This is a genomic window from Saccharothrix tamanrassetensis (genome assembly GCF_014203665.1).
GTDB lineage: Bacteria > Actinomycetota > Actinomycetes > Mycobacteriales > Pseudonocardiaceae > Actinosynnema > Actinosynnema tamanrassetense.
In genome coordinates this window covers 253,354-276,296 of record NZ_JACHJN010000003.1, presented here as the reverse complement: position 1 = coordinate 276,296, position 22,943 = coordinate 253,354, and the positions used below count along the sequence as shown (strand labels likewise).

At 71.0% G+C, this 22,943-nt stretch carries 22 protein-coding genes; 12 read left to right on the top strand and 10 right to left on the bottom strand.

Annotation, left to right across the window (positions count from 1 at the left end):
• Positions 1-112: 112 nt before the first annotated feature.
• Together alc and allB are read right to left on the bottom strand one after the other, a co-directional pair.
• Positions 113-1,111 carry an allantoicase gene (gene alc / locus FHS29_RS10390; RefSeq protein WP_184690364.1) on the bottom strand — a complete coding sequence of 333 codons (999 nt, stop codon included), beginning with the start codon at positions 1,109-1,111 and terminating at the stop codon, positions 113-115.
• Positions 1,108-2,412 (bottom strand): allantoinase AllB, encoded by a 1,305-nt coding sequence (allB, locus tag FHS29_RS10385; RefSeq protein WP_184690363.1) that lies wholly within the window; start codon positions 2,410-2,412, stop codon positions 1,108-1,110. Before allB ends, alc begins: the two co-directional genes overlap by 4 nt.
• 174 nt (positions 2,413-2,586) lie before the next feature.
• On the opposite strand from allB, the gene uraD reads away from it, so the two are divergent.
• Entirely contained in the window at positions 2,587-3,093 is a 507-nt protein-coding gene (uraD, locus tag FHS29_RS10380) for a 2-oxo-4-hydroxy-4-carboxy-5-ureidoimidazoline decarboxylase (protein ID WP_184690362.1), read from the top strand.
• A 3-nt stretch (positions 3,094-3,096) separates the two neighbouring features.
• The gene (gene pucL / locus FHS29_RS10375; protein WP_184690361.1) at positions 3,097-3,975 is read left to right on the top strand and encodes a factor-independent urate hydroxylase; all 879 of its coding nucleotides are present in this window, start codon (positions 3,097-3,099) and stop codon (positions 3,973-3,975) included.
• Between the two features lie 56 nt (positions 3,976-4,031).
• Here the strand turns inward: pucL and FHS29_RS10370 are convergent, their stop codons facing one another.
• Positions 4,032-4,250 carry a hypothetical protein gene (locus FHS29_RS10370; RefSeq protein ID WP_184690360.1) on the bottom strand — a complete coding sequence of 73 codons (219 nt, stop codon included), beginning with the start codon at positions 4,248-4,250 and terminating at the stop codon, positions 4,032-4,034.
• A gap of 112 nt (positions 4,251-4,362) precedes the next feature.
• Between FHS29_RS10370 and FHS29_RS10365 the strand changes: the two genes are divergently transcribed.
• From FHS29_RS10365 to FHS29_RS10355, 3 genes are all read left to right on the top strand, one after another.
• Positions 4,363-5,220 (top strand): helix-turn-helix domain-containing protein, encoded by an 858-nt coding sequence (locus FHS29_RS10365; protein ID WP_184690359.1) that lies wholly within the window; start codon positions 4,363-4,365, stop codon positions 5,218-5,220.
• A 2-nt stretch (positions 5,221-5,222) separates the two neighbouring features.
• Positions 5,223-5,402, top strand: coding sequence for a DUF397 domain-containing protein (locus tag FHS29_RS10360; protein WP_184690358.1), 180 nt, complete (start codon positions 5,223-5,225; stop codon positions 5,400-5,402).
• 61 nt (positions 5,403-5,463) lie between these two features.
• The gene (locus tag FHS29_RS10355) at positions 5,464-5,643 is read left to right on the top strand and encodes a DUF397 domain-containing protein (protein WP_184690357.1); all 180 of its coding nucleotides are present in this window, start codon (positions 5,464-5,466) and stop codon (positions 5,641-5,643) included.
• On the opposite strand, the gene FHS29_RS10350 is transcribed toward FHS29_RS10355, so the two are convergent.
• The 5 genes from FHS29_RS10350 to aceB all read right to left on the bottom strand — a co-directional run bounded on the left by FHS29_RS10350 (position 5,633) and on the right by aceB (position 14,644).
• Positions 5,633-6,997: a hypothetical protein gene (locus tag FHS29_RS10350; RefSeq protein ID WP_184690356.1), complete on the bottom strand. Its 1,365-nt coding sequence runs from the start codon at positions 6,995-6,997 to the stop codon at positions 5,633-5,635. The two genes, FHS29_RS10355 and FHS29_RS10350, sit on opposite strands and share 11 nt — an antisense overlap.
• Positions 6,997-7,554, bottom strand: a complete 558-nt coding sequence (locus FHS29_RS10345; RefSeq protein WP_184690355.1) for a hypothetical protein — start codon at positions 7,552-7,554, stop codon at positions 6,997-6,999. Before FHS29_RS10345 ends, FHS29_RS10350 begins: the two co-directional genes overlap by 1 nt.
• Positions 7,551-11,783: a CHAT domain-containing protein gene (locus tag FHS29_RS10340; protein ID WP_184690354.1), complete on the bottom strand. Its 4,233-nt coding sequence runs from the start codon at positions 11,781-11,783 to the stop codon at positions 7,551-7,553. The genes FHS29_RS10345 and FHS29_RS10340 overlap by 4 nt, the downstream gene beginning before the upstream one ends.
• A 124-nt stretch (positions 11,784-11,907) precedes the next feature.
• Positions 11,908-13,113, bottom strand: a complete 1,206-nt coding sequence (locus tag FHS29_RS10335; RefSeq protein WP_184690353.1) for a DUF6986 family protein — start codon at positions 13,111-13,113, stop codon at positions 11,908-11,910.
• Between the two features lies 1 nt (position 13,114).
• Positions 13,115-14,644, bottom strand: a complete 1,530-nt coding sequence (gene aceB / locus FHS29_RS10330; protein ID WP_184690352.1) for a malate synthase A — start codon at positions 14,642-14,644, stop codon at positions 13,115-13,117.
• Positions 14,645-14,728: 84 nt separating this feature from the next.
• Here aceB and FHS29_RS10325 point away from each other — a divergent pair, with 84 nt between their 5' ends.
• Entirely contained in the window at positions 14,729-15,484 is a 756-nt protein-coding gene (locus tag FHS29_RS10325) for an IclR family transcriptional regulator (protein ID WP_184690351.1), read from the top strand.
• Positions 15,485-15,564: 80 nt separating this feature from the next.
• A complete protein-coding gene (locus tag FHS29_RS10320; RefSeq protein WP_184690350.1) occupies positions 15,565-15,930 on the top strand; it encodes a hypothetical protein in 366 nt (121 codons plus the stop codon).
• Between the two features lie 10 nt (positions 15,931-15,940).
• Here the strand turns inward: FHS29_RS10320 and ftsY are convergent, their stop codons facing one another.
• Positions 15,941-17,422: a signal recognition particle-docking protein FtsY gene (gene ftsY, locus FHS29_RS10315; protein ID WP_184690349.1), complete on the bottom strand. Its 1,482-nt coding sequence runs from the start codon at positions 17,420-17,422 to the stop codon at positions 15,941-15,943.
• A gap of 114 nt (positions 17,423-17,536) precedes the next feature.
• Between ftsY and FHS29_RS10310 the strand changes: the two genes are divergently transcribed.
• Together FHS29_RS10310 and FHS29_RS10305 are read left to right on the top strand one after the other, a co-directional pair.
• Positions 17,537-18,652, top strand: coding sequence for an anhydro-N-acetylmuramic acid kinase (locus tag FHS29_RS10310; RefSeq protein WP_184690348.1), 1,116 nt, complete (start codon positions 17,537-17,539; stop codon positions 18,650-18,652).
• Positions 18,639-20,189: a sodium:solute symporter gene (locus FHS29_RS10305; RefSeq protein WP_184690347.1), complete on the top strand. Its 1,551-nt coding sequence runs from the start codon at positions 18,639-18,641 to the stop codon at positions 20,187-20,189. The genes FHS29_RS10310 and FHS29_RS10305 overlap by 14 nt, the downstream gene beginning before the upstream one ends.
• Before the next feature lie 40 nt (positions 20,190-20,229).
• Here FHS29_RS10305 and FHS29_RS10300 read toward each other — a convergent pair whose 3' ends face one another.
• Entirely contained in the window at positions 20,230-21,165 is a 936-nt protein-coding gene (locus tag FHS29_RS10300; protein ID WP_184690346.1) for a GNAT family N-acetyltransferase, read from the bottom strand.
• A 50-nt stretch (positions 21,166-21,215) separates the two neighbouring features.
• Here FHS29_RS10300 and FHS29_RS10295 point away from each other — a divergent pair, with 50 nt between their 5' ends.
• From FHS29_RS10295 to FHS29_RS10285, 3 genes are read left to right on the top strand one after another with little or no spacing between them, the layout of a single operon-like run.
• The gene (locus FHS29_RS10295) at positions 21,216-21,791 is read left to right on the top strand and encodes a maleylpyruvate isomerase family mycothiol-dependent enzyme (protein ID WP_184690345.1); all 576 of its coding nucleotides are present in this window, start codon (positions 21,216-21,218) and stop codon (positions 21,789-21,791) included.
• A gap of 48 nt (positions 21,792-21,839) precedes the next feature.
• Positions 21,840-22,181: a hypothetical protein gene (locus FHS29_RS10290; protein WP_184690344.1), complete on the top strand. Its 342-nt coding sequence runs from the start codon at positions 21,840-21,842 to the stop codon at positions 22,179-22,181.
• Between the two features lie 15 nt (positions 22,182-22,196).
• Positions 22,197-22,925, top strand: coding sequence for a lysophospholipid acyltransferase family protein (locus tag FHS29_RS10285; protein WP_184690343.1), 729 nt, complete (start codon positions 22,197-22,199; stop codon positions 22,923-22,925).
• Positions 22,926-22,943 lie beyond the last annotated feature (18 nt).

The window sequence follows — 22,943 nt, the reverse complement described above, 5'->3', positions numbered from 1 at the left end:
CTCCCTCATTCCTGTCACCCTGATGGGTGATCGCAGGCTGTCAGGGGCGCACCCGGCGCACAACCGCCTGAAGTCGGACACGGCGTCCACCGCTGGGCTGACGTCCTCCGGGCTAACCCGTGAGTTCCCCGTGCCGCCGGACGAGTTCGGCCAGCCCGTCCTCGGTGAGCGAGCCGAACAGCCGCAACCGCGCCATACCGCCGTCCGGGTAGATGTCCAGCCGCGCGTGGGTGACTTCCCCGCCGGACACCCGGAACCGGTGCCGGGTGTCGGGTTGCAGGCGGGTCCGGGGCAGCAGGTCGAACCAGTCGTCCGGGTCCTTGCGGGCGTCCCGACCCCGCACCGACGCCCAGCCCGGCGCGTTGCCCTTGAAGTGGCTGGTGTCCAGTTCCGCCAGCCGCACCCGACCGGCGGCGGCGAGTCTGATCTCCACCCAGTCGTTGCCGTCGTCACGGCGCCGCGCGGTCTCCCAGCCGTCGCCCATGCTGTTGGCCTGACCGGGCGCGATGAGGTTGCTCGGCGAGCTGTAGAACATGTTGCTGCACCCGGTGACGGACGCGCCGTTCTCCAACGCGGCGAGGTCCAGCGCGTCCGGCAGCAGCAGCCCGGGGTCGGCCACCGGTTCGCCGAAGACCCGCAGCCGCGCCACACCGCCGTCCGGGTGGATGATCAGGCGGACGTGCGTGTAGCGGCGTTCCACCGCCACGTCGAAGTAGTGCTTCCGATCGCCTTCCAGCGGTGACTTCGGCACCACGACCTCCCACCCGGTCAGCTCGTCCGGGCTCGGGTGACCGGTGGCGCGGGTCGCTTCGACCGTCGCGAACGGCGGGTAGTTGCCCTTGAAGAACGCGGTGTCGATCACGACGCCCCGGATCACCCCGGGCAGACCGAGCCGGACGATCGCGCTGTCGTCGCCCGCCTCCCTGCGGCGGCGGGTCTCCCAGCCGTCGTAGATCTGTCCTTTGTGGCCGAAGGTGTGCGGCCGGTACTCGGGCTCCGCCTTGGTGATCAGGTTCTCCCGCTCGGCGAACAGCTCGTCGTTGGCCCACGCCACACCGCCGCCCACGGCACGCGACGCGAGGTCCGGCAGCCGGGTCCAGGTGGGGGTCATGCGTCTCCTCTGCTCAGCAACCGGCCCTGCGGCCGGTCTCCGGTGATCCTCTTGCCGCGCAACCACGTCTGCCGGACGACCCCGGCCAGCGGACGGCCGTGGTAGGGCGTGACCGGGTTGCGGTGGTGCAACGCGGCCCGGTCCACCACGAACGCCTCGTCCGGCGCGAAGACCACGAGGTCCGCGTCGTGGCCTTCCGCGATCCGGCCCTTCCGGCGCAGCCCGACCAGTTCGGCCGGACCCGCCGCCATCCAGCGGACCACGTCGGTCAGGGCGTGGCCGCGTTGCCGGGCCTGCGTCCACACCGCCGACAGGCCCAGTTGCAGGCTCGCGATGCCGCCCCACGCGGTGGCGAAGTCGCCCTCCTTCAGCTCCGGCGTGCACGGCGAGTGGTCGCTGACCACCAGGTCGATCGAGCCGGCCCGAAGGCCCCGCCACACCAGTTCGCGGTTGGCCGCGTCGCGGATCGGCGGGCAGCACTTGAACTGGGTGGCGCGGTCCCCGATCTCCTCGGCCACGAACGTCAGGTAGTGCGGGCACGTCTCGGCGGTCAGCCGCAGGCCCTCCTCCTTGGCCGCCTCGACCTCGCTCAGCGCCTCACCGCTGGACAGGTGCAGCACGTGGACCCTCGCCCCGGTCTCGCGGGCCACCCGCACCAGGTCCGCGATCGCGTGGTGCTCGGCCCGGTGCGGACGCGACGCCAGGAAGCCCGGGTAGTCCGGTCCGGGTTCCGTCACGTCCGACGGGTGCTCGGCGTGCACGATCGCCAGCGCGTCGAACGACCGCAGCTCGGTCAACGACGCAGCGAGTTGCGCGGACGAGACGTGCGGGAACTCGTCCACCCCGGAGTGGATCAGGAAGCACTTGAACCCGAACACGCCGGCGTCGTGCAACGGCCGCAGGTCGGCCAGGTTGCCGGGGACGATGCCGCCCCAGAAACCCACGTCCACGTGGGCGTTCCCCCGCGCGGCGGCGCGCTTGACCTCCAGCGCGTCGACCGACGTCGTGGGCGGCAGGCTGTTCAGCGGCATGTCGACGATCGTGGTGACGCCGCCGGCCGCCGCCGCCCGGGTCGCGGTGGCGAACCCCTCCCACTCCGCGCGGCCGGGGTCGTTCACGTGGACGTGCGTGTCGACCAGACCGGGCAGCAGCACCTCGTCCTCGGCCAGTTCGACGACACGGTCCCCGACGAGTCGGCCCCGTTCGGCCACGGCGACGATCCGACCGTCCCGCACACCGACGTCGGCGGCCGTCCCGCCGTCGGGGGTGATCGCCCGGTTCGCCCGGAATACCAGGTCCATGGGGCTCACTCTTCCAGCCGGATGGCCGAGAAGCGACCATCCGAATGCGCCGGCACGGACTTCGGCGAGGGGATGCGCCGGACCGGCAGATGACTGTTGACACGCCCCGAGTGCCACTCGTACCGTCCCTCAGAGCGGAAACGACTTTCCGCGATACAGAAACTTGGAGCGTCAGTGCCCGATCTGGACGGGTTCAACTCCGCGCCGGCAGCGGAGCTCCGCCCGCTGCTGGCCGAGTGCCTCGCCGTGCCCCGCTGGGTCGACGCCGTGCTCGCCGGCCGCCCGTACGCCTCGGTGGACGCGCTGCTGGCCGCGTCCGACCGGGCCGCCTCGCTGAGCGACGACGAGGTGCGCGCCGCGATCGCGGGCCACCCCCGCATCGGCGAGAAGTCCGCGCACGGCGGCGTTTCGGCGCGTTGGTCGGCCGACGAGCAGTCCGGCGTGGCCGGGACGCTGGCCGAGCGGTTGAAGTCCGCCAACCAGGCCTACGAGGACCGGTTCGGTCACATCTACCTGGTGTGCGCGACCGGGTTGAGCGGTGAGCAGGTGCTGGCCGACCTGGCGTCCCGGCTGGAGCACCCGGCCGATGCGGAACTCCGGGTGGTGAACCGGGAACTGGCCGAGATCGCCGCGCTGCGGCTGCGGAAGGTGCTCGACCGTCACGACACGCGAGGGAGCTGACCGATGGCCATCGTCCTGGGGCCCAACCAGTACGGGAAAGCGGAGAACCGACTCGTCACGGTGACCCGCGACGGCTCCGTGCACACGATCAAGGACCTGACGGTCAGCACCTCGCTGCGCGGTGACCTCGCCGAGACCCACCTGACCGGGGACAACTCGGCGGTGTTGGCGACGGACACGCAGAAGAACACGGTCTACGCGTTCGCCAAGGAGGCCCCGGTCGGTGAGATCGAGGACTTCGCCCTGCGGTTGGGGCGGCACTTCGTGTCCACGCAGGAGGCGATCACCGGGGCACGGGTGCTGATCGACGAGCACTCGTGGCAGCGGATCGAGGGCAACGACCACTCGTTCCTTCAGGGCAGCAACGAGAAGCGGACCACGGCGGTGACGGTGGAGGGTCCGCGGGCGTGGGTGGTGTCGGGGCTGAAGGACCTGGTGGTGCTGAAGTCCACCGGCTCGGAGTTCCACGGGTTCCCGCGTGATCGGTACACCACGTTGAAGGAGACCGACGACCGGATCCTGGCCACGTCGGTGACGGCGCGGTGGCGGTACCAGGGGTCCGGGATCGACTGGGCGGAGAGCTTCGCCGAGGTGCGGGGGATCCTGCTGCGGACCTTCGCGGCCAAGTACAGCCTGTCGTTGCAGCAGACCTTGTACGCGATGGGTGCGGCGGTGCTGGAGGAACGGCCGGAGGTCGCCGAGGTGCGCCTGTCGATGCCGAACAAGCACCACTTCGAGGTCGACCTGAGCCCGTTCGGGCTGGAGAACGGCAACGAGGTCTTCTACGCGGCGGACCGGCCCTACGGGCTGATCGAGGGTTCGGTGTTGCGCGACGACGCCGAGGACGCCGGTGCCGCCTGGCACACACTGCCTGCGTTCTGACGGCACGACACCGGTCCCGGCCAAGCACCCGCACCTGGCCGGGACTGTCACCCGTTCTAGTGACTTTTGAAAGCCTCTTCGGCTTTGGCGACCACCGCGGGCCACTGCTGCTTGAACTGCTCGAACCCCCGCCGGGTGAAGAACAGCGCCGCGTGCGTGCCACCGGAGAACTCCAGTTCGACCTGTTCACCGCCGTTGTGGACGGCACTGAGCAGGGTGAAGTTCTCGGCGATGTCGACCTGGGTCGAGACCTCGACCGGACTGCCGCGATACATGGAAGCCTCCCGTAGAGTGCGATAGCAGCTGAGATATACGGAATTGACGGATAGCTGAGACGATAGACCGTAAGTTCCGTTAGATCATTGCCCTGGAAGAGTGAGGGGTCGCGTGCCCGACGCACAGCAAACAGTCGAGCGGATGCAGTTGGGCTTGGCGCTACAGGAGTTGCGACAGCGAGCGGGCAGATCCCAGCAGGAAGCGGGCACCTCCATCGGCAAGTCTTACGTCCGCATCAGCCAGGTCGAGCACGGCAAGGGCGCGCTCAAGCACCACGATCTGTTGACCTTGCTCGACTTCTACGACGCGACCGCCGAGGAACGCGAGACGATCCTCGCCATCGGCGTGGAAGCGCGACGGCGGGCACCCAAGCGGTCCTACACCGACGTCCTGCCGGAAGCCTTCCAGCGCCTTGCCGACCTGCAGGCGAACGCCTCGCAGATCAGGCAGTACACCTCTGGCACGTTTCCCGGCCTGATCCAGTCGCCGGACTACGTTCGCGCGTTGATCAAAGTCGCGGGCAGCGTCTGGTATGAGACCGACGAAGCCGAGGCGAAGGTGGCGTTCCGCCTGGAGCAGCAACGCCGAGTACTCGAAGCCGCCCGCCCGAAGGTCCTAACCTTCGTCTTCACCGAGGATGCGCTGAGCAACACGCTCGGAGACGCGTCGGTGATGCAGGGCCAGATCCTTCATGTGCTGCAACTGATGGCGAAGCACCCGGCGATGACCGTGCAGGTCCTGCCTTCCGGCACCGCGGACAACCCCGCCCTCGGTGGAAGTTTGATCATCCTCGACTTCGTGTCCGCTCCGAGAATCGGTTACGCACCAGCGATCTACGGACCGACCACTTACTACAACCAGCCGTCCGACACTCAACCGATGGGGAGGGCTTTCGAGCGCGTCCACGAACTGGCACTCTCGCCTGAGGCCTCGAAGGCCCTGCTGATCGAGTCGTTGAAGGAGACGTGACCATGCGCCACGACACAGGCTGGCTCAAGAGCAGCCACAGCGCCGCCGCCAACAACGACTGCGTCGAAGTCCGCCCTACCGACGCCAGTGTCGACGTCCGCGACTCCAAGAACCCCACCGGCCCCCGGCTGACCATCTCCGGCAAGGGCTGGACAGCGTTCGTCGCCGAACTCAAGCGGTAGCGTCCGACCTCAAGTGCCCAAAGCCGGCGGTGGACCCTCCCTGACCGAAGGAAACGTGACCATGCGCCACGACACAGGCTGGCTCAAGAGCAGCCACAGCGCCGCCGCCAGCAACGACTGCGTTGAAGTACGGCTGACCGACTCCCACACCGACGTCCGCGACTCCAAGAACCCCACCGGCCCCCGGCTGTCCCTCCCAGGCAAGACCTGGACGGCGTTCGTCGCCGGACTCAAGCGATAGGGTCCGGCTTGGGGTGCTCGTAGTGCAGGGCGGTCGGGTCGGTCGTTCCTCCTCGGTACAGGAACTGGCTCAGGCCGCTCCACGCCTTCCGCTCCTCCGCCAACGTCTCCGGCAGCTTGAGCCTCAGCTCCTCCAGCAGCTTCCAGCGGTACAGGTCGAAGGCGGTTCGTAGGCGTTCGGTGTACGCCAACGTGGCGTGGGTGGCGTTGCGGTACAGCAGGTACGACAGGACGAACAGCGCGGCCGTCCACAGCAGACCGACTTCGGCCCTCAGCACCGGGTGCCAGAAGCCGGTGAACGTGTGGACCACCAGGAAACCGGCCCCGGCTGCCACCACCGGCGTCATGCGAGGCGCCGCCCGGCACAGGGCGAAGGCGCACACGGCGATCGCGAACACCGTCAGCCACGCCGCCAACCCCTCGATCCTCGGCAGCCGCCACACCAGCCACCACGTCAGCGGAACCCCGAACAGCGGCAGGAACCCGGCCATCGTCAGCAGCAGGTCCACCGACACCTTGGCGTCCTTCACCGTCTCCGCGAAGTCCTTGGGCAGCAACGGCTGCAGCCGGGTCCACAGGACGACCGCGTCCAGCTTGTACCGGGTCGACGGGTGCTGTTCGGCCGCCCGCACGACGTTGCCCATGGCAGTCGGCTGCACGTCGCCCGGCGGCTGCGGGTACCAGAGGAACAGCTTCTGCTGCACCTCGGCGCGTCGGTCGCGGACCTGCTGCTCCACCGCCGCCAGGTGGGCGTCCAGCCTCAGCGCCAACCCGGTCACCGCTTCCACCCGGTCCGGCCTGGTGCGGACCGAGCGCACCAGGCCGGTCAGCGCGGCGGCGGTGCCGTCCGGCCAGGTGGGCGGGTCCTGGGCCGGCAGCGCGTCGAGGGTCTTGAACATCTCGGCGAACGCCTCGTCGGACAACGTGCCCGGCGTGGTGTCGTCGGGGCTGGGCAGGGCCGCGCGCTCCACGGCCAAGGTCTCCTCGCGGCGTTGCAGGGCCTCGTCCTCGGCGATCAGCTTCCCGCGGGCCGCCCGGTGGGTTCCGGCGAACCACTTCGCCGCCTTGGCCGCCCACGTGGGCCAGTAGCCCTGGCACATGCGGTCCTGCCACTCGCGCAGGTTGCCGAGCACGAAGGTCAGGAACGCGACCAGGACCAGGAACCCGGCGACCAGCACCACCTGCACCGTCGCGGGCCGGGCACCCCAGGACTTGACCGCGCCGTCCACGCCGGCGACCGTCGTCCACACCACGATCCCGACACCACCGACGAACACCAGCACCGGGAAGAACGTGGAGATCAGGGCGCGCTTGTCGAGGTAGCCGGTGATCTCGCGCAGCACCGAGGCGAACATCAGGCGTCCGGTTCCATCGAGCCGTGGAAGAACACGCGGCGGCAGTTGGGTGGTCGGCCGTTCTCCCCCGGCACCCTGGGCAGCTGGAACGACGGCGGCGCGCACTTGCGGCACACGTACCGCAGCGCGGGGACGTTCGGGTTGCCGGCACGGACGCCGGTGTCCAGCAGGTCCAGCGGCAGGGCTTCGGAGATCGCGTTGCGCGGCACCACGCCGGACGGCTGGCCGTCGCGTTCCACCAGCACGAACCGCAGTCCCTCGCGGACCACCAGCTCCGCCAGGTCGAACAGCTCGTCCAGGTCCAGTTCGTCCGGGTCGCCGCCGATCACCACCAGCGGCGGCAGGCGGTGGGCGACCGTGGTCAGGGTGTCGGTGGTCGTCCCCAGGCCGGCGAGCTCCGGTCGGCCCAACACCGCCAACGGGTTGCCGTCGGACGTCACGACGACCACGTACTCGGCGTCCACCCGGTCCAACGCCTCTCTCGCCTGAGGCACCCGGACGTCGTCCCGCACGACGACGTGGCTCCTGGTCAACGACGACAACAGCACTGCCCTCACCGCCAATCACCGACGAGCACGAATGCCGCCCAATGGTAGGGATGCCCGAACGGCCGCGTGCCGTAGTCGACCGGCGGCGTCGATTCCGCTTTCAACGTCAGCAGGCTCAGCTGACGCGCGGCACGGGCGCGCAGCAGGCGGGCGGGCTCCCCGCGCACGTCGGCCGACTTCGCGTCGACCTCGCGGCAGGTCGCCATCGCCGCCTCCAGGTCGCCGGCCGTGGACTGCGCCCTCGCCCGGTCGAGCAGCAGCGCCGCAGCGGTGAACGGGTCCGGGGTGACCGCCAGGCGTCCGTCGCAGTAGTCCACGACGTCCCGCGCGGTGGTCGCGGCCAAGGCGAGTTGAGCCCTGCTCAGCGCACCCGCGAGGTCTTCGCCGGCCCGCAGGCGTTGGTAGAAGTCGGCCATCAGCAGGGCCGTGGACAGGTCGTCCACCTCCCAGAGGCTCACCACCAACGACGGCGCGCCCGCGTACAGCACGGCCCGGGTCAGGCCGATCAGCTCGTCGCCCGCCCGGTTGGCGTTGACGCCGCTCTCGCACGCGCTGAGCGTCACGAGGTTCGCGGTGAGGCTGAGCTGGAAGATGTCCTCCACGGTCAGCCGGCCGTCGGCGAGCAGCACGGCGGAGTCGACGGCCCGCTCGTCGTCGAACCGCCCGTGGCACGCCAGGTGGATCAGGTCGGGGCCCGGTTCGGCCGTCACGGCGGCGAGCAGGCGCTCGCGGGACGCGTCGTCGCCGAGCGCGGCTTCCGCGCCGAACAGCGACGCGACCAGGTCCGCCTCCTGGCGGGAGTGCACCAGGTCGCCGCGCGAGTCGCCGAACACCGCGGCCGTGCGCCACTGGCGGCTCTCCGCGCGCCTGCGGTACCTCAGCAGCGACGCGCTGGGCACCCGGCACACCGGGTTGCGCTCGATCAGCAACGCGTGCAGCGGCACGTAGTGCAGCAGGCCGTGCGGCACCAGCAGGACCACGTCACCGGGTGCGCAGTGGTCGGCGATCGGCTCCAGCAGCGGGCCGAACGCCTCGGCGAACTCGGCCGGGACCAGGGCCCGCACCGGGGTGTCGAAGAAGTAGCCGACCGCCTCGGTCAGCGCGGCGGCGGTCAGGTCCCATTCGTAGACCTCGGGTTCCGGTTGGTCCGGGGTCATCACGAACAGCAGCGTGCGGTCCTCGGCGACGAAGAACTCGGCCAGCACGCAGCGGCGGTCCTCGGCCAGCAGGGCGTGGATCTCGGGACCGGTCAGGGTTTCCCCGGCCACCGAAGTCTTGCTCTTGACCTGTTCCAGCGCGAGCAGGCGGGCCAGCCGGTCCACCGCGCTCTGCTCGGCCTCCAGTTCGCGTGCGAGGTCGTCCGACGATGCGCCGCGGCCGTTGTTGAGCTCGCGGTAGCGCAGTCGGAGTTCGATCTCGGACGCCGGGTCCGGCGCGGCGGCCAGGGTTTCCAGGGTGGTGTAACGGCGTCGGGCGCGTTCCCAGTTGCGGCGCAGCTTCTCGGTCCGCTCGGTGGGCTCGACGTGCCCGAGGCTGAGCTGGTCGACGAACGCGCGGGCTTTGGAGCGCTCGACGAGTTCCAGCGCGGCCGTGGTGTCTTCGGCGGCCAGCGCGACGTCCACCGCCACCTCGTAGACGGACAGCTGGCGCTCCTGCCACGACATCCGCGACCGCTCGTCGTGCAGCCTGCCGCGCAGGTCGTCGGCGGTGGCCAGGGCGGCCTGGTAGGAGTCGAGCGCGGCTCGGAAGTCGCGCAGTTCGGTGAGCGCCTGCGCGCGCACCACGTGCCTGCCGTAGACCAGGGGCAGTTGGGAACCCTCGGGCAGCTGGTAGCGCTCCATCAGGCGCAGTGCCTTGCGCGCCTTGCCCTGCTGGATGTACGCGGTGATCAGGTTGCCGACGAACACGGACGCGTCGTAGGAGTCGGGCCGGACCGTCTTGAGCGCCTGCTCCATCACCTTGGCGGCCTGCCGGAAGTCCCGCAGCGCCAGGTGGATGGTGGCTTCCAGGTTGGCGAGCTTGCGGGCGTTGTTCAGCTGGTGGGGCCCGACCAGCCCGGCCAGCTCCGGCAGCAGCGCCAGCGCCTCCTCGGCCCGGCCCGCGTCGCGGAGCAGGAGCGCGCGGTGGTGCAGGGCGACGAACGCGTCGCCGGTGTCCCGGTCGGCGGCCTCGTCCAGCGCGCCGTCCACGTCGCCGATCCGTTGCAGCGCCTGGGAGCGGAGCAGGGCGAGCCAGTCCCGCAGCGAACCCTGCGCGGCGACGCTGAGCTCCAGGTGGTCCAGGTCGATCGTGGCCACCTGCCGCCCGCTGTCCCGGGCGTCCTCGTCCACGCGGTCCAGGGCGGGTCCGGCCATCACCGGCAGGCGGCCGATCTCCACCATCGCGCCCTCGGCGGACGCCAGGTGGTCCATCGCCTTCTGCACCTCGTACAGCCGCAGGTAGTTGTCCGCCAAGCGCAGGTCGATCATGGCCGTGAGGATCGGCAGCTTCCCCTCGGTGGCCGCGCGGGCCGCGGTCAACTCGACCAGGGACCGCGCCCAGCGGCGTTCGCCCTGCTCGCCCCGGGTCGCCCGGTACCAGCGGGTGAACGGCTCGTCCAGCTCCGGCAGGGCGTCCACCAGGCCGAAGTCCTCCCGGTGCTCCTTGAGCAGGAAGTGCAGCGTGGCCAGGCGGTCCACGATGGCCGGCTGGGTGCAGGCGCGCTCCACCAGCCAGCGCAGGTGCAGCCTCGGGTACGGCTCGTCGGGCGCCAGCCGGACGGCCTCGGTCAGCAGATCCAGCGCCTTGAAGATGCGTACCTCGGTGAGCTGGTTCCAGTGTTCTTCTTCGTTGCTGTGCGTCACCTGGGCCATGCCGAGCCAGGCGTGCACCTGCCAGTCGTCGGGCAGTTGGGCGCGGACGTCCTCCAGGAGTTCGGCGGCTTGGGCGGGTCTCCAGGCTTCGAGGAGGGCGTGGGCCAAGGCCTTCCGGAGTCCCAGGTGGTCCGGATGGCGCTCCGCCAGCTCGGTCAGCGCCTCCACGGCCGCCTGCGGATCGCGGTCCTGCCTGGACAGGGCGTCGAGATCCGCGATCGCCTCCTCCAGGCGCCCGGCCGCCTCGTGCGCGGCGGCACGGGCGAGCCGGGCCTCGGTGGAGCCGTGGCGGTCCAGCTGGCCGGTGAAGTGAATGACGGCCTGGTCGAAGTCGCCCTCGGCGTAGGCGAGTCCGCCGAGGATCGCGTGGGCCGCGCCGGCGGTGGCCTCGTCGGCGGTGGCGGCGAGGTCGTGGGCGTCGGCCTTGGCCTCGGTGCCGCGGTCGAGGTCGACCAGCAGGTGCAGGCGGGTGATGCGGGCGAAGTCGGCGAGGTCTCGCAGCGGCAGGTCGCGTTGGTACTCGACCTGGGTCAGGTCGTCGCGGGGCTCGTGGAGCGGGGCGCGGAGGGCCTGTTCGATGACGATGTCCAGGTCGGCCACAGCCTGTTCGAGGTGGCCGGTGCCCATGCGCATCTGGGCGCGGGCGAAGCGGTACTGGAGGTCGTCCGGCTTCAGCTCGATCGCCTTGGTGGCGGTTTCGACGGCCTCCCGGCCGCGGTCGACGTAGTAGAGGGCGCGGCTCAGCGCGATCAGGGGGCCTGGTTGGTCGGGTAACAGCTCGGCCAGTCGGGAGAGGGCCGCGACGGCGTCCTCGTGGTGGTCCAGGCGCGAGGCGGAGTGGCCGAGGTAGTACCACGGGGTGGCCGAGTCCGGGAACAGCTCCGTCATCCGACGCGCCAGGGACTCGGTCTCGGCGAACTTCTCGTGGTGGTAGTACAGGTTCTCCGCGACGGCGGCCAGCACGTCGTGGATGGTCCCCGGCTCCGGGCCCGCGATCTCGAAGTCCTCCGCCTGGACGACGCCGTTGTGCGGGGCCAGGTCGATGAGGGTCTCCGCGTACCGGGTGGCGGCGTCCGGGTTGTCCGCTCGCAGGTGCAGCACCGCCAGGCGCAGCGACGCACCCAGCTCGGCCGGGGTGGTGCCGGTGCGCTTGGCCAGGGCCCGCAGGTCCTCCCACGGCCGGGTGCGGTCGGCCGGCGGCAGGACCTCCTCGGTGAGCTCGTCCAGTTCGTTGGTGAGGATCATGGTCCAGGCCAGGGCGTCGCCGTCGCCCTGCGCGGCCTGGCGCGCGGCCTCTGCGAGCCCGCTGCCGACGATCAGCACGGCCTGGTCGTGGTTGCCCTCTTCCAGGGCCCGACGTGCGTCCTCCAGGCGTTCGGCGAACATGGGGCCTCCGGCGGCGTGGTCGTCCTTCCTTGGTCGCCGGAAATCCTGACGGTGTTACCAGGGCGTTGTCGCCCGAACAGCACTACCCGAGCAGAGCTACCCGGGAAGTGCGGGCCGGGAAGTGCTACCCGATCGGCGTCCGTCGGGCCAGGGCGCGCAGGGCCGGGATGTCCAGACCGGTGAGCCTCCGGACCTCGTCGGGTTCCAGGGCCGCGCAGTCGAGGGCGCGGAGGAAGGACGCCGAGAGCGCTTGGGCGGTGGCGGGTTCGTCCAGCACCGCGCCGCCGGACCGTTCGACGTAGGCCTTCAGGCGTTCCGCGTCGGCTTCCGCGCCTTCCAGGTAGTAGGCGTGCACCGCCGCGTAGCGGGTGACCAGTTGCGCCGGGTGGAGGTCCCAGCCCTGGTAGAAGCCGTGCGCCAGGGAACGCCGGACCAGCTCGTAGTGCGTCCGCCAGCCGTGTTCGACGTTGTCGCCCACCGGGAGGACGTTCGTGGAGCCGTCGGACAGCGCCACACCGGTGCCGGCCGCGCAGACCTGCATGACGTTCCGCGCGAAGTCACAGGCTTCGTGGGCGAGGTGCTGGTGGGACGCGCCCAGGCCGCAGCCGGCCGTGTAGTCGTAGGTGCCGAAGTGCAGGCCGGTCACGCGGCCCCGTCCCGCTTCGATGAACGCCGGGATGGCCAGCCGACCGCTGCCGTCCACAATGGACTGGGTGGTCTCCACCTGGATCTCGAAGCGGAGGTCCTGGCCGAACATGTCCAGGATGTCGCCGAAGACCTCCACCTGCGCCACCGACGTGACCTTGGGGAACGTGATCACGAAGTTCGGCGGCACCTCACCGAGCGCGGTCAGGAAGACGTCCAGGGTGCGGATGCCCCGGTCGCGCGACGCCTTGGTGTCGAAGGACTTCATGCGCAGGCCGAACCGGGCGGGCGCGGTGCGGTCGGCGAGCCAGGTCCGGACGATGCCGGCGGTCCGCTCCGCGTCGTCGTCCTCGGTGGGCTTGGTGCCGTAGCCGTCCTCGAAGTCGATGCGCAGGTCTTCCACCGGTTCGACGGCGAGCTTGGCCCGCACCCTGCCGTGCAGGACCTCGGCCAAGGCGTCCGGGACGGCGAGGATGCGGGCCAGGTCCGCCGGGGTCGGGGCGTGCCGGTGCAACGCGGCAAGCGCTTGCGCGCCCCAGTCCGCGAGGGTGGACGCGGTGACCCCGTCCGCCGGGACGTAGCAGGTGTGCACCGGCTGGCGGCCCTCGGGCGCCCGCTGGTCCGCGTCGGACAGCCGGGCGGTGGCCGCCGCGACCGCCGACGGGTCCAGGGACGTCCTCGGCATGTCAGGCGATCCGCTCGTAGGCGGGCAGCGTCAGGAAGTCCACGAAGTCGTCGGACAGGGCCACCTGCTCGAACAGTTCCACGGCCAGGTCCAGGTGCTCGCCGTCGAGCCTGCCCCTGGTGTCGTGGAGGACTTCGCGGACCAGGTCCGCGGTCACCGGGGTGCCGTCGTCCAGCACCACGTCGTTGTGGATCCACTGCCACAACTGCGAACGGGAGATCTCCGCCGTGGCCGCGTCCTCCATCAGGTTGTGGATGGCCGCCGCACCGTTGCCGCCCAGCCAGGACAGCAGGTAGCGCACGCCCACGTCCACGGCGCTCTCCACGCCCGCGCGGGTCGCGTGCCCGCCGGCCGACTTGAAGTCGAGGAGCTGGTCGGCGGTGACGTCGACGTCCTCGCGCAGCACGTCGAGCTGGTTCGGCCGGTCGCCGAGCCTGGCGTCGAAGATCTCCCGGCACACCGGGACGAGGTCGGGGTGCGCCACCCAACTGCCGTCGAACCCGTCATTCGCCTCGCGGTTCTTGTCGTCGCGGACCTTCGCCAGGGCCTGTTGCGTGACCTCGGGATCGCGGCGGTTCGGGATGAACGCCGCCATGCCGCCCATCGCGAAGGCCCCGCGCTTGTGGCACGTGCGGACCAGCAGCTCGGTGTACGCGCGCATGAAGGGCGCGGTCATGGTGACGCTGTTGCGGTCCGGGAGGACGAAGTCCCGGCCCTGGTCGCGGAAGTACTTGATGATGCTGAACAGGTAGTCCCACCGGCCCGCGTTGAGACCGGAGGCGTGGTCGCGCAGTTCGTAGAGGATCTCCTCCATCTCGAACGCGGCGGGGATCGTCTCGATCAGCACGGTGGCGCGGATCGTGCCGTGCGGGACGCCCAGGGTGGCCTGCGCGGCGGTGAAGACGGCGTTCCACAGGCGTGCTTCGAGGTGGCTCTCCAGCTTCGGCAGGTAGTAGTACGGCCGGCCGAGCCCGGCGTTGTGGAAGAAGTGCAGCCCGAAGTCGACCAGCGCGCCCACGGCGGGCCTGCCGTCGATCTCGATGTGCCGCTCGGGCAGGTGCCAGCCCCTCGGCCGGACCACGACGGTGGGGCGGTCGCCGTCCTTGAGCGAGTAGTGCTTGCCCTCCGGCGACCGGTAGTCGACGGTGCCACGCGCGGCGTCGTAGAGGTTGACCTGACCGGCGACGACGTTGTGCCAGTGCGGGGTGTTGGCGTCCTCCAGGTCGGCCAGCCAGACCTTCGCACCGGAGTTGAGGGCGTTGATGGTCATCTTGCGCTCGGTGGGGCCGGTGATCTCGACGCGGCGGTCGCGGAGCGGTTCGGGCGCTTCGGCGACCCGCCAGTCGCCCTCGCGGATGTGCGCGGTGTCGTCCAGGAACCCCAGGGGACGCCGGTCCCTCCGGCGGGCGAGCAGGTCGTCCCTGGTGGCGGCGAAGGCGCGGTGCAGGCCGGCGACGAACTCCAGGGCGTCCGGCGTGAGGATTTCCCCGCCGCGCTCCACGTCGCCCCCGAGCACGCGGATACCGGTCATGACAGGCCCACCTCTCTGGCGAAAGAGTTCTACTTCGTGGACTATAGTTTTTGCATCGCGGAACAGCAACGGAGGAGTGGTCCGATGGCACGGGAGTCCACGGGCGGCGTCCAGTCGTTGCAGCGTGCCTTCGGCCTCCTCGAACGGCTCGCCGACGCGGGCGGCGAGGCGAGCCTGTCCGAGCTGGCCACCGCCTCCGGGCTGCCGCTGCCGACCATCCACCGGCTCATCCGCACGCTGGTCGCGCTGGGGTACGTGCGGCAGAACAGCAACCGCCGGTACACCCTCGGGTCGCGGCTGATCCGGCTCGGCGAGAGCGCCTCGCGGCAGTTCGGCACGTGGGCACGCCCGTTCCTGGCGCAGCTGGTGGACTCGGTGGGGGAGACCGCGAACCTGGCCGTGCTGGACGGTGACGAGGTCGTCTACGTGGCCCAGGTGCCGTCCCGGCACTCGATGCGGATGTTCACCGAGGTGGGCCGGCGGCTGCTGCCGCACGGCACCGGGGTCGGCAAGGCGATGCTGTCGCAGCTGCCGCGCGACGAGGCGCGGGCGTTGTTGGAGCGGACCGGGCTGCCCGCCTACACGCCGAACACCATCACGGACGCGGGCGAGCTGCTGGCGTCGCTGGACCGGATCGCCGCGCAGGGGTACGCGCTGGACGAGGGCGAGCAGGAGCTGGGGGTCCGGTGCATCGCCGTGCCGCTGGCCGGCGGGCCGACCAGGGCGGCGGTGTCGGTGTCGGGACCGGAGGGGCGGCTGACCGAGGAAGCCGTCGACCGGATGGTGCCGGAGATGCTCGCCATTGCCCGCCGGCTGTCCGCCCAGGCCGCTCTGAGGTGACGCCGGACGCCCATTCCGGGACGACTCGATCGGATGACCCGGCTCGGCGAACGCCGGTCCCACCGGTCAGGATCTTCCGCGTGGGAACGACATACGAGGGCCGCACCCTGACCCTGCACTGGGACGACCGCCAGGTGGTGGGCAGGTGGAGCGACGGCGCGGAGCTGGACCCGGTGCCCGCCGGGAACCCGGCCGACCGGGTGCAGTGGCTGGTGGAGCTGATCGGCGAGTACCGCCGCGCCTTCCCGGGCGCACGGGTGCGGGCGACGAATCGGGACGGGTGGCGGGAGCCGGTGCCGGGGCGCCTGCGGTACGTGATGCCGCGGGAGGATCCGACCGGGCCGTCGTCCTACGTGGTCCGGTCGGCGCTGGAGCCGCTGCACTACCACGTGTTCCCGGCGCGGCGGCAGGTCAAGGAGTGCTGGCACCGCTGCGCCGACGCGTAGGCCGCCGGCGCTAGCCGAGCAGGGCGTCCACGAACGCGGCGGGCTCGAACGGGGCCAGGTGGTCCGCGCCCTCGCCGAGGCCGACGAGCTTGACCGGGACGCCCAGCTCGCGCTGCACCTGGAACACGATGCCGCCCTTGGCGGTGCCGTCCAGCTTGGTCAGCACGATGCCGGTCACGTCCACCACCTCGGCGAACACCCGGGCCTGGGTGAGGCCGTTCTGCCCGGTGGTGGCGTCCAGCACGAGCAGCACCTCGTCCACCGCCGCCTGCTTCTCCACCACGCGCTTGACCTTGCCCAGTTCGTCCATCAGGCCGGTCTTGGTGTGCAGGCGGCCGGCGGTGTCCACCAGGACCGTGTCGACGCCGGCGTTCACGCCCTGCTTGACCGCCTCGAACGCGACCGACGCCGGGTCCGCGCCCTCGGCTCCCCGCACGGTGCGCGCGCCGACGCGCGAGCCCCACGTCTCCAACTGGTCGGCGGCGGCGGCGCGGAACGTGTCGGCCGCGCCCAGCAGCACGGTGCGGCCGTCCGCGACCAGCACGCGGGCCAGCTTGCCGGTGGTCGTGGTCTTGCCGACGCCGTTCACACCGACGACCAGCACCACGGCGGGCTTGCCGGAGTGCGGCAGGGCGTGCACGGCGCGGTCCATCTCCGGGTGCAGCGCGTCGACCAGCACGTCCTTGAGCAGTGCGCGGGCGTCGTCGGAGGAGCGCACGCCACGGGCCGCGATCTGCTCGCGCAGCGCGTTCACCACCTGGTCGGTGACGTTCGAGCCGAGGTCCGCCAGCAGCAGCGTGTCCTCGACGTCGGTCCACGAGTCCTCGTCCAGGTCGCCCGCGCCGAGCAGGCCGAGCAGGCCCTGGCCGAACGTGGAGCGGGACCGGGCGAGCTTGCCGCGCAGCCGTTCCAGCCGGCCGGCGGTGGGCTCGATCTCGTCGATCTCGGAGGACTCTTCGGGCAGCGGCACTTCCACGAAGCCGCGCCTGACCGAGTCGCGCGGCACGGCGGCGTCGTCGCCGACGCCGGGCTGGCCGTCGACCTCGGTGCGGTCGGCGACCGGGTGCTCGACCGGCTCCGGCGCGGCCACCTCGGGTTCGGCAGGCGCGACCGGCGTCTCGGTGACCGGCGGTTCGGCGACCGGCGGTTCGGCGACCGGCGGCTTGGCAGCCGGGGCTTTGGTGACCGGCGGCTTGGTCACCGGGGCCTTGGTGACCGGGGTTTTGGTGACCGGCGGCTTGGTGACCGGATGCGGGACCGCCGGCGGTGTGGCGGTGACCTCGGGCTTGCCGGCGACGTCCGGTTCGACCACGCGGCCCGGTTGGGCGAACGTGACGCCGCCGCCCGCCTGGTAACCCTTGACCGGCTTGTCCTGCTCGGGTTCGGCCAGGCTGATCCGCCTGCGCTTGGCCAGCACGACACCCGTGACGATGGCGACCGCGAGCAGCAACGCGACGACTACGACGATCCAGATCAGGAGCTCCGTGGACACCGCGCAATCCTCGCACGCCACCGTCCGTGATCAATCAACGAACCATGTTGATTTCCGGCAACTTTCCCACGACACCCCTTGCGCCCACGGGCAGTGTGGCATAGGACACAGGGCGTGAGGGTGATCGGATTGATCTCGGGGACGTCGATGGACGCCATCGACGTGGCGGTCGGCGACTTCACCCTGCACGGCGCCACCATCGTGCTCGAGCCGGTCTGGCACGGCGAGCACCCGTTCCCGGCGGACCTGCGCGAGCCTCCCGACAGCCCCGAGGCCCTGTGCGTGCTGGACACCCGGCTCGGGCAGGCGTTCGCCGAGGCCGCCCGGCCCCACCGGGCCGACCTGGTGGCCTCGCTCGGCCAGACCGCGCACCACCGGGTGGCGGACGGCCGCTGCCTCGGCACGCTCCAGGTCGGGCAGCCGGCGTGGATCGCCGAAGCCACCGGGCTGCCGGTGGTCGCCGACTTCCGGGTCCGGGACGTCGCGGCGGGTGGGCACGGCGCGCCACTGGCGAGCACGTTGGACGCGCTGTGGCTGGCGGAGTTGCCCGACGCCGTGGCGCTGAACATCGGCGGTATCGCGAACATCACCAGGATTTCGCCCGAAGGTGTGATCGCCTACGACACCGGACCGGGCAACGCGCTGATGGACGCGGCGATGACCGCGCTGTCCGCCGGGATGCGACCGCAGGACACCGACGGCGAGTTCGCCGCACGCGGCCACGTGCACGCCGAACTGCTCGACCGGCTGCTCGCCGACCCGTACTACGCCCGGCCCGCGCCCAAGTCGACCGGCAAGGAGCACTTCAACCTCGCCTACCTGGACCGCGCGGTGGAAGGGCTGGTGCTGCCCGCCGAGGACTTCCTGGCCACGCTCACCGAGCTGACCGCCCGCACCATCGCCGACGGGTGCGCCGGCGCGTCCACCGTGATCGGTTCCGGTGGCGGGATGCGCAACCCCGTGCTGGTGGACTCGTTGCGGAAGAAGGTGAACCTGCGCGGCAGCGACGAGCTGGGCCTGCCCGCCGACGGCAAGGAGGCCTACCTGGCGGCCCTGCTGGGCTTCCTGACCTGGCACGGGCTGCCCGCGAACGTGCCCGCCGCCACCGGCGCGTCCGGCCCGCGCCTGCTCGGCTCGATCACCCCCGGCCGGGGCCCCCTGCGCCTGCCGGACCCCGCGGACACCCCCGTCACCGGGCTCAGAGTTGGAGGACACCGTGCGCGCACTTGATGTGGCGATCATCGTGCTGTTCCTGGTGGGCATGCCGCTGCTGGGGGTGTGGATCGCCGGGCGGCAGCGGTCGGCCACGGACTACTTCGTCAGCGAGCGGCGCATCTCGTGGTGGGTGGTGTGCGTGTCGGTGGTGTCGGCGGAGACGTCCACGCTGACCGTGCTGTCCGTGCCGACCGTCGCGTACGGCGGGACGATGACGTTCCTGTCGCTGGCGATCGGGTACCTGATCGGGCGGATCGTGGTGTCGTTCGTGCTGCTGCCGAAGTACATCGCGGGCGAGCTGGTCACCGCGTACGGGTTCCTCGGCAAGCGGTTCGGCGGCGGGTTGCGGGGCACCGCGTCGGTGACGTTCCTGATCACCCGGCTGCTCGCGGACGGGCTGCGGCTGTTCGCCACCGCCATCCCGGTGAAGGTCGTCCTCGCCGCGTACGGGGTGAACGCGTCGTACTGGCTGATCGTGGTCGTGCTCGGCCTGGTGATGGTGGTGTACAGCTTCCTGGGCGGCGTGCGCGCGGTGGTGTGGGTCGACGCCATCCAGATGCTCTGGTACGTGCTGGGCGCGGTCGCGGTGATCGTGGTGCTGTCCGGGAAGCTGCCCGACGGGTGGTTCTCGGCCGCCGCCGACGCCGGCAAGTTCCAGGTCCTGGACTTCGCCGCCAGCCCGTTCACCTCGCCGTACGCCATTCTGACCGCGTTCGTCGGCGGTGCGGTGCTGTCCATGGCCTCGCACGGCGCGGACCAGCTGATCGTGCAGCGGCTGATGGCGACCAAGGACGTGAAGGCGTCGCAGAAGGCGTTGATCGCCAGCGGTGTGGTGGTGTTCCTCCAGTTCGGGCTGTTCCTGTTCATCGGCGTGATGCTGTGGGCGTTCTACAAAGGGGCGCACCCGGTCAAGGACCTGAAGCTGGACAACGCCGACGAGCTGTTCGCGAGCTTCATCGTGCGGGACATGCCGTCGGGCCTGTCCGGGTTCGTGATCGCGGGCATCCTGGCGGCGGCGCTGTCGTCGTCGCTGGGGGCGCTGGCCTCGTCGACCGTGACGGACGTGTACCAGCGGGTGGTGCGGCGGCCGATGACGGAGGCGGAGGTGTTCCGGCAGGGGCGGATCTGGACCGTGGTGTGGGCGGGCCTGCTGATCGTGTGCGCCGGGCTGTTCGCGTCGTTCACGCGGCGCGGGAACCCGATCGTGGAGCAGGGGCTGTCGATCGCCGGGTTCACCTACGGCGCCCTGCTGGGGGCGTTCCTGCTGGGGCTGCTGTTCCGGAAGGCCCGGCAGACCGACGCGATCGTGGCGTTCGTGGTGACCGTCGCGGTGATGGCGTTCGTGATCCTGGGCGTGAAGTTCGCCGGGCCCGAGGCGGCGCTGACGATCGACTTCTCGGCGGCGACCGCGACCTCGAAGGTGCTGGCCTACCCGTGGTACACCCCGATGGGCGTGCTGGTCACGCTGATCGTCGGCGGGTTGTTGTCACTGCGGCACAAGGGGTACACCCCGCCGAAGGCGGACGACGTCGTCAGCGCCAGGGCAGCTTGAGCGGTTACCAGGGGCCGTCGGAAGACGGCCCCCGCGGCACTCAGGCTGCGCGCTGGGCGCGGTAGGCGACCAGTTCGAGGTGGAGGCGGAAGCCGAGGCGGTCGAACATGCGTCGGGACGAGGCGTTGCCGGCCAGGATGGACGCCGCGGCCTGGGGGCGTGCGCCCAGGCGTTCGGCGAGCTTCCACACCAGTTCGGTGACCAGCGCGGCGCCGACGCCCGCGCCGCGCACATCGGGCTCCACGGCCACGAAGTCGATGTAGTACTCCCCCGGCTCGGCTTTGCCCGCCGCGTAGCCGAGGACCTTGTCGCCGTCCATCGCCACGACGACGGTGTGCTTGCCGCTGCCGTCCACGAGCTTCCGGCCGGACAGGTAGGTCTTGGGGAAGCAGCGTTCGTGCAGCACGGCGACCGCCTCGTGGACGGCGGCATCCGTCGGCAGCACCCGCATCTCCCGCGCCGGACCGGTGCGGGGGCAGCCGGCCTCGCGCAGCAGCAGACCGCGCAGGCCGTCGCCGTCGAGCACGTAGATCCCGCTGGCGCGACCCGCGGTGAAGCCGTGCCGTTGCGCGAACGCGGCGAGGCGCCGGTGCTCGGTGTGGCCGTACACCTCCCGGTCCTCGATGTCCCGCAGCAGCGGTGCGGCCTCCGCGTACAGGGCGTCGGAAGTCTGGTCCCAGATCCGGCTGCCCGCCGGGTGGTTCACCGGCACGTCCACGAACGGGCCGTGCAGGAACACCCGACCGAGTTCGGTGTCCACCTCCACGCTGAGCACCCCGCACAGCCGGCCGGAGTCGTCGGTGGCAACGACCGTGCACGAGGGCCAGTCCGGTTCGAATTCGGCGAGCTCCTCGGTGAGCTCGCCGAGCGTCTCACCGAGGTAGCCGATGTGGTGCGCGGTGTCGGCTTGGAGCCGGACGAGCAGCGCCAGCACCTCGGCGAGGTCGTCCTGGCCGGCGAAACGGATGTCATACATGTCCGGAATAGTCACTCGCGGGTGAGCCGAACGCGAGGGAGTTTTCCGGCATGGACGCTGATGATCTGACCCGGGCCGCAGACGAGTGCGCGGCGTTCCTCGGCGGTGCGGTCGACGCCGACTGGACGGTGGCCGTCCCGGACCTGGACTGGACGGTCGCGCAGACCGTGGCACACGTCGGCGACGTGCTGCTCTGGTACGCGACGGAGTTCGCCGCCGGACCGCGTGAACTGAGCACCGTGGACCTCGAGGTGCGGCCGTCGACACCGCCCGCGGACCTGGTGGCGACCCTCCGGTCGTTCACGACGGTGCTGGCCAGGGTGGTGGCGGGCGCTCCCGATGCAGCGCTCGGCTGGCACCCGTGGGGCATGTCGGACGGGTCCGGGTTCGCCGGGATGGGGTGTGACGAACTGCTCGTGCACACCTCCGACGCGGGGCGCGGGCTCGGGCTCGACTTCGTCCCTTCGGAGGACCTCGCGGAACGCGTCGTGCGGCGGCTGTTCCCCGAGGCTCCGGCCGACACCGACCCCTGGCAGACGCTGCTCTGGGCCAACGGCAGGCAGGCGTTGGGCGACCTGCCGCGCCGTCGGAAGTGGCGGTGGACCACCGACCCGCGCGAGTCGTGACGCGTTCATCTCTTGCCGCAGGACGTGGGGTGGTGGACCCTCAAAGACGTGAGTGAGGAAACGATCCAACTCGATCTCAACGACAGCGGGGTGGCGGTAGACCTGCCGATGCCTGCCAACCAGCGGGACCAGGTGCAGGAAGTCCCCTATCGGCCGGTGGAATTCCGGGACGACGATCTGCCCAGCGCACTCGAACGGGCCTCGTCCTGGCTGCGGCAGACCCAGGACTGGCTGGGTGAGCCGGTCGACGTGATCGCGATCCACCTGGACTACGACGACACCAAGGGCTCGCCGTACTACAACCTCAAGCTGTTGTGCAACGAAGAGGACCTGGCCGGCGTACCGCGCGTCGTCCGGGAGCACGAAGGAAGCACAGTTACCCGCCAGTAGCGTACCGTTCACGTCATGCCAGATCGCGTGTACCCGCCGGTGATCGCCGCGGCCAAGCTCATGTTCCGCGTGCTCGACCTCCGTGTCACGGTGGACGGCGCGCGCCACGTGCCGACCACCGGCGGGGCCGTGCTGGCCTGCAACCACGTCAGCTACCTGGACTTCGTCTTCGCCGGTTATGGCGCCGTGCCGGCCCGGCGCCTGGTGCGGTTCATGGCCAAGCACGAGGTGTTCGAGCACCGGATCTCCGGGCCGCTGATGCGTGGGATGCACCACATCCCCGTCGACCGCGCCGCCGGCCAGGAGTCCTACCGGCAGGCCCTGACCGCGCTGCGGTCGGGCGAGGTGGTGGGCATCTTCCCGGAGGCCACCATCAGCCGCTCGTTCACCGTGAAGGACGTCAAGAGCGGCGCGGTGCGCCTGGCCGCCGAAGCCGGCGTACCGCTCCTGCCGACCGCCGTGTGGGGCACCCAGCGGCTGTGGACCAAGGGGCGCCCGAAGAGCCTCACCCAGCGGCACGTACCGGTGACGATCATCGTCGGCGAGCCCGTCGAACCGACCACCGACCAGGCCCTGCGCACCCGGATGCAGGAACTGCTGGACGAGGCGCAGGCCCGCTACCCGGAGTCCGGCGACGGCCAGTGGTGGCAGCCCGCCCACCTCGGCGGCACCGCTCCGACCCCGGAGGAGGCGGCTGCCCTGGACGCCCGCCCTCGCGACACCACCGAACCCGACACCCACTGATCCGCTACTCCTCAGACC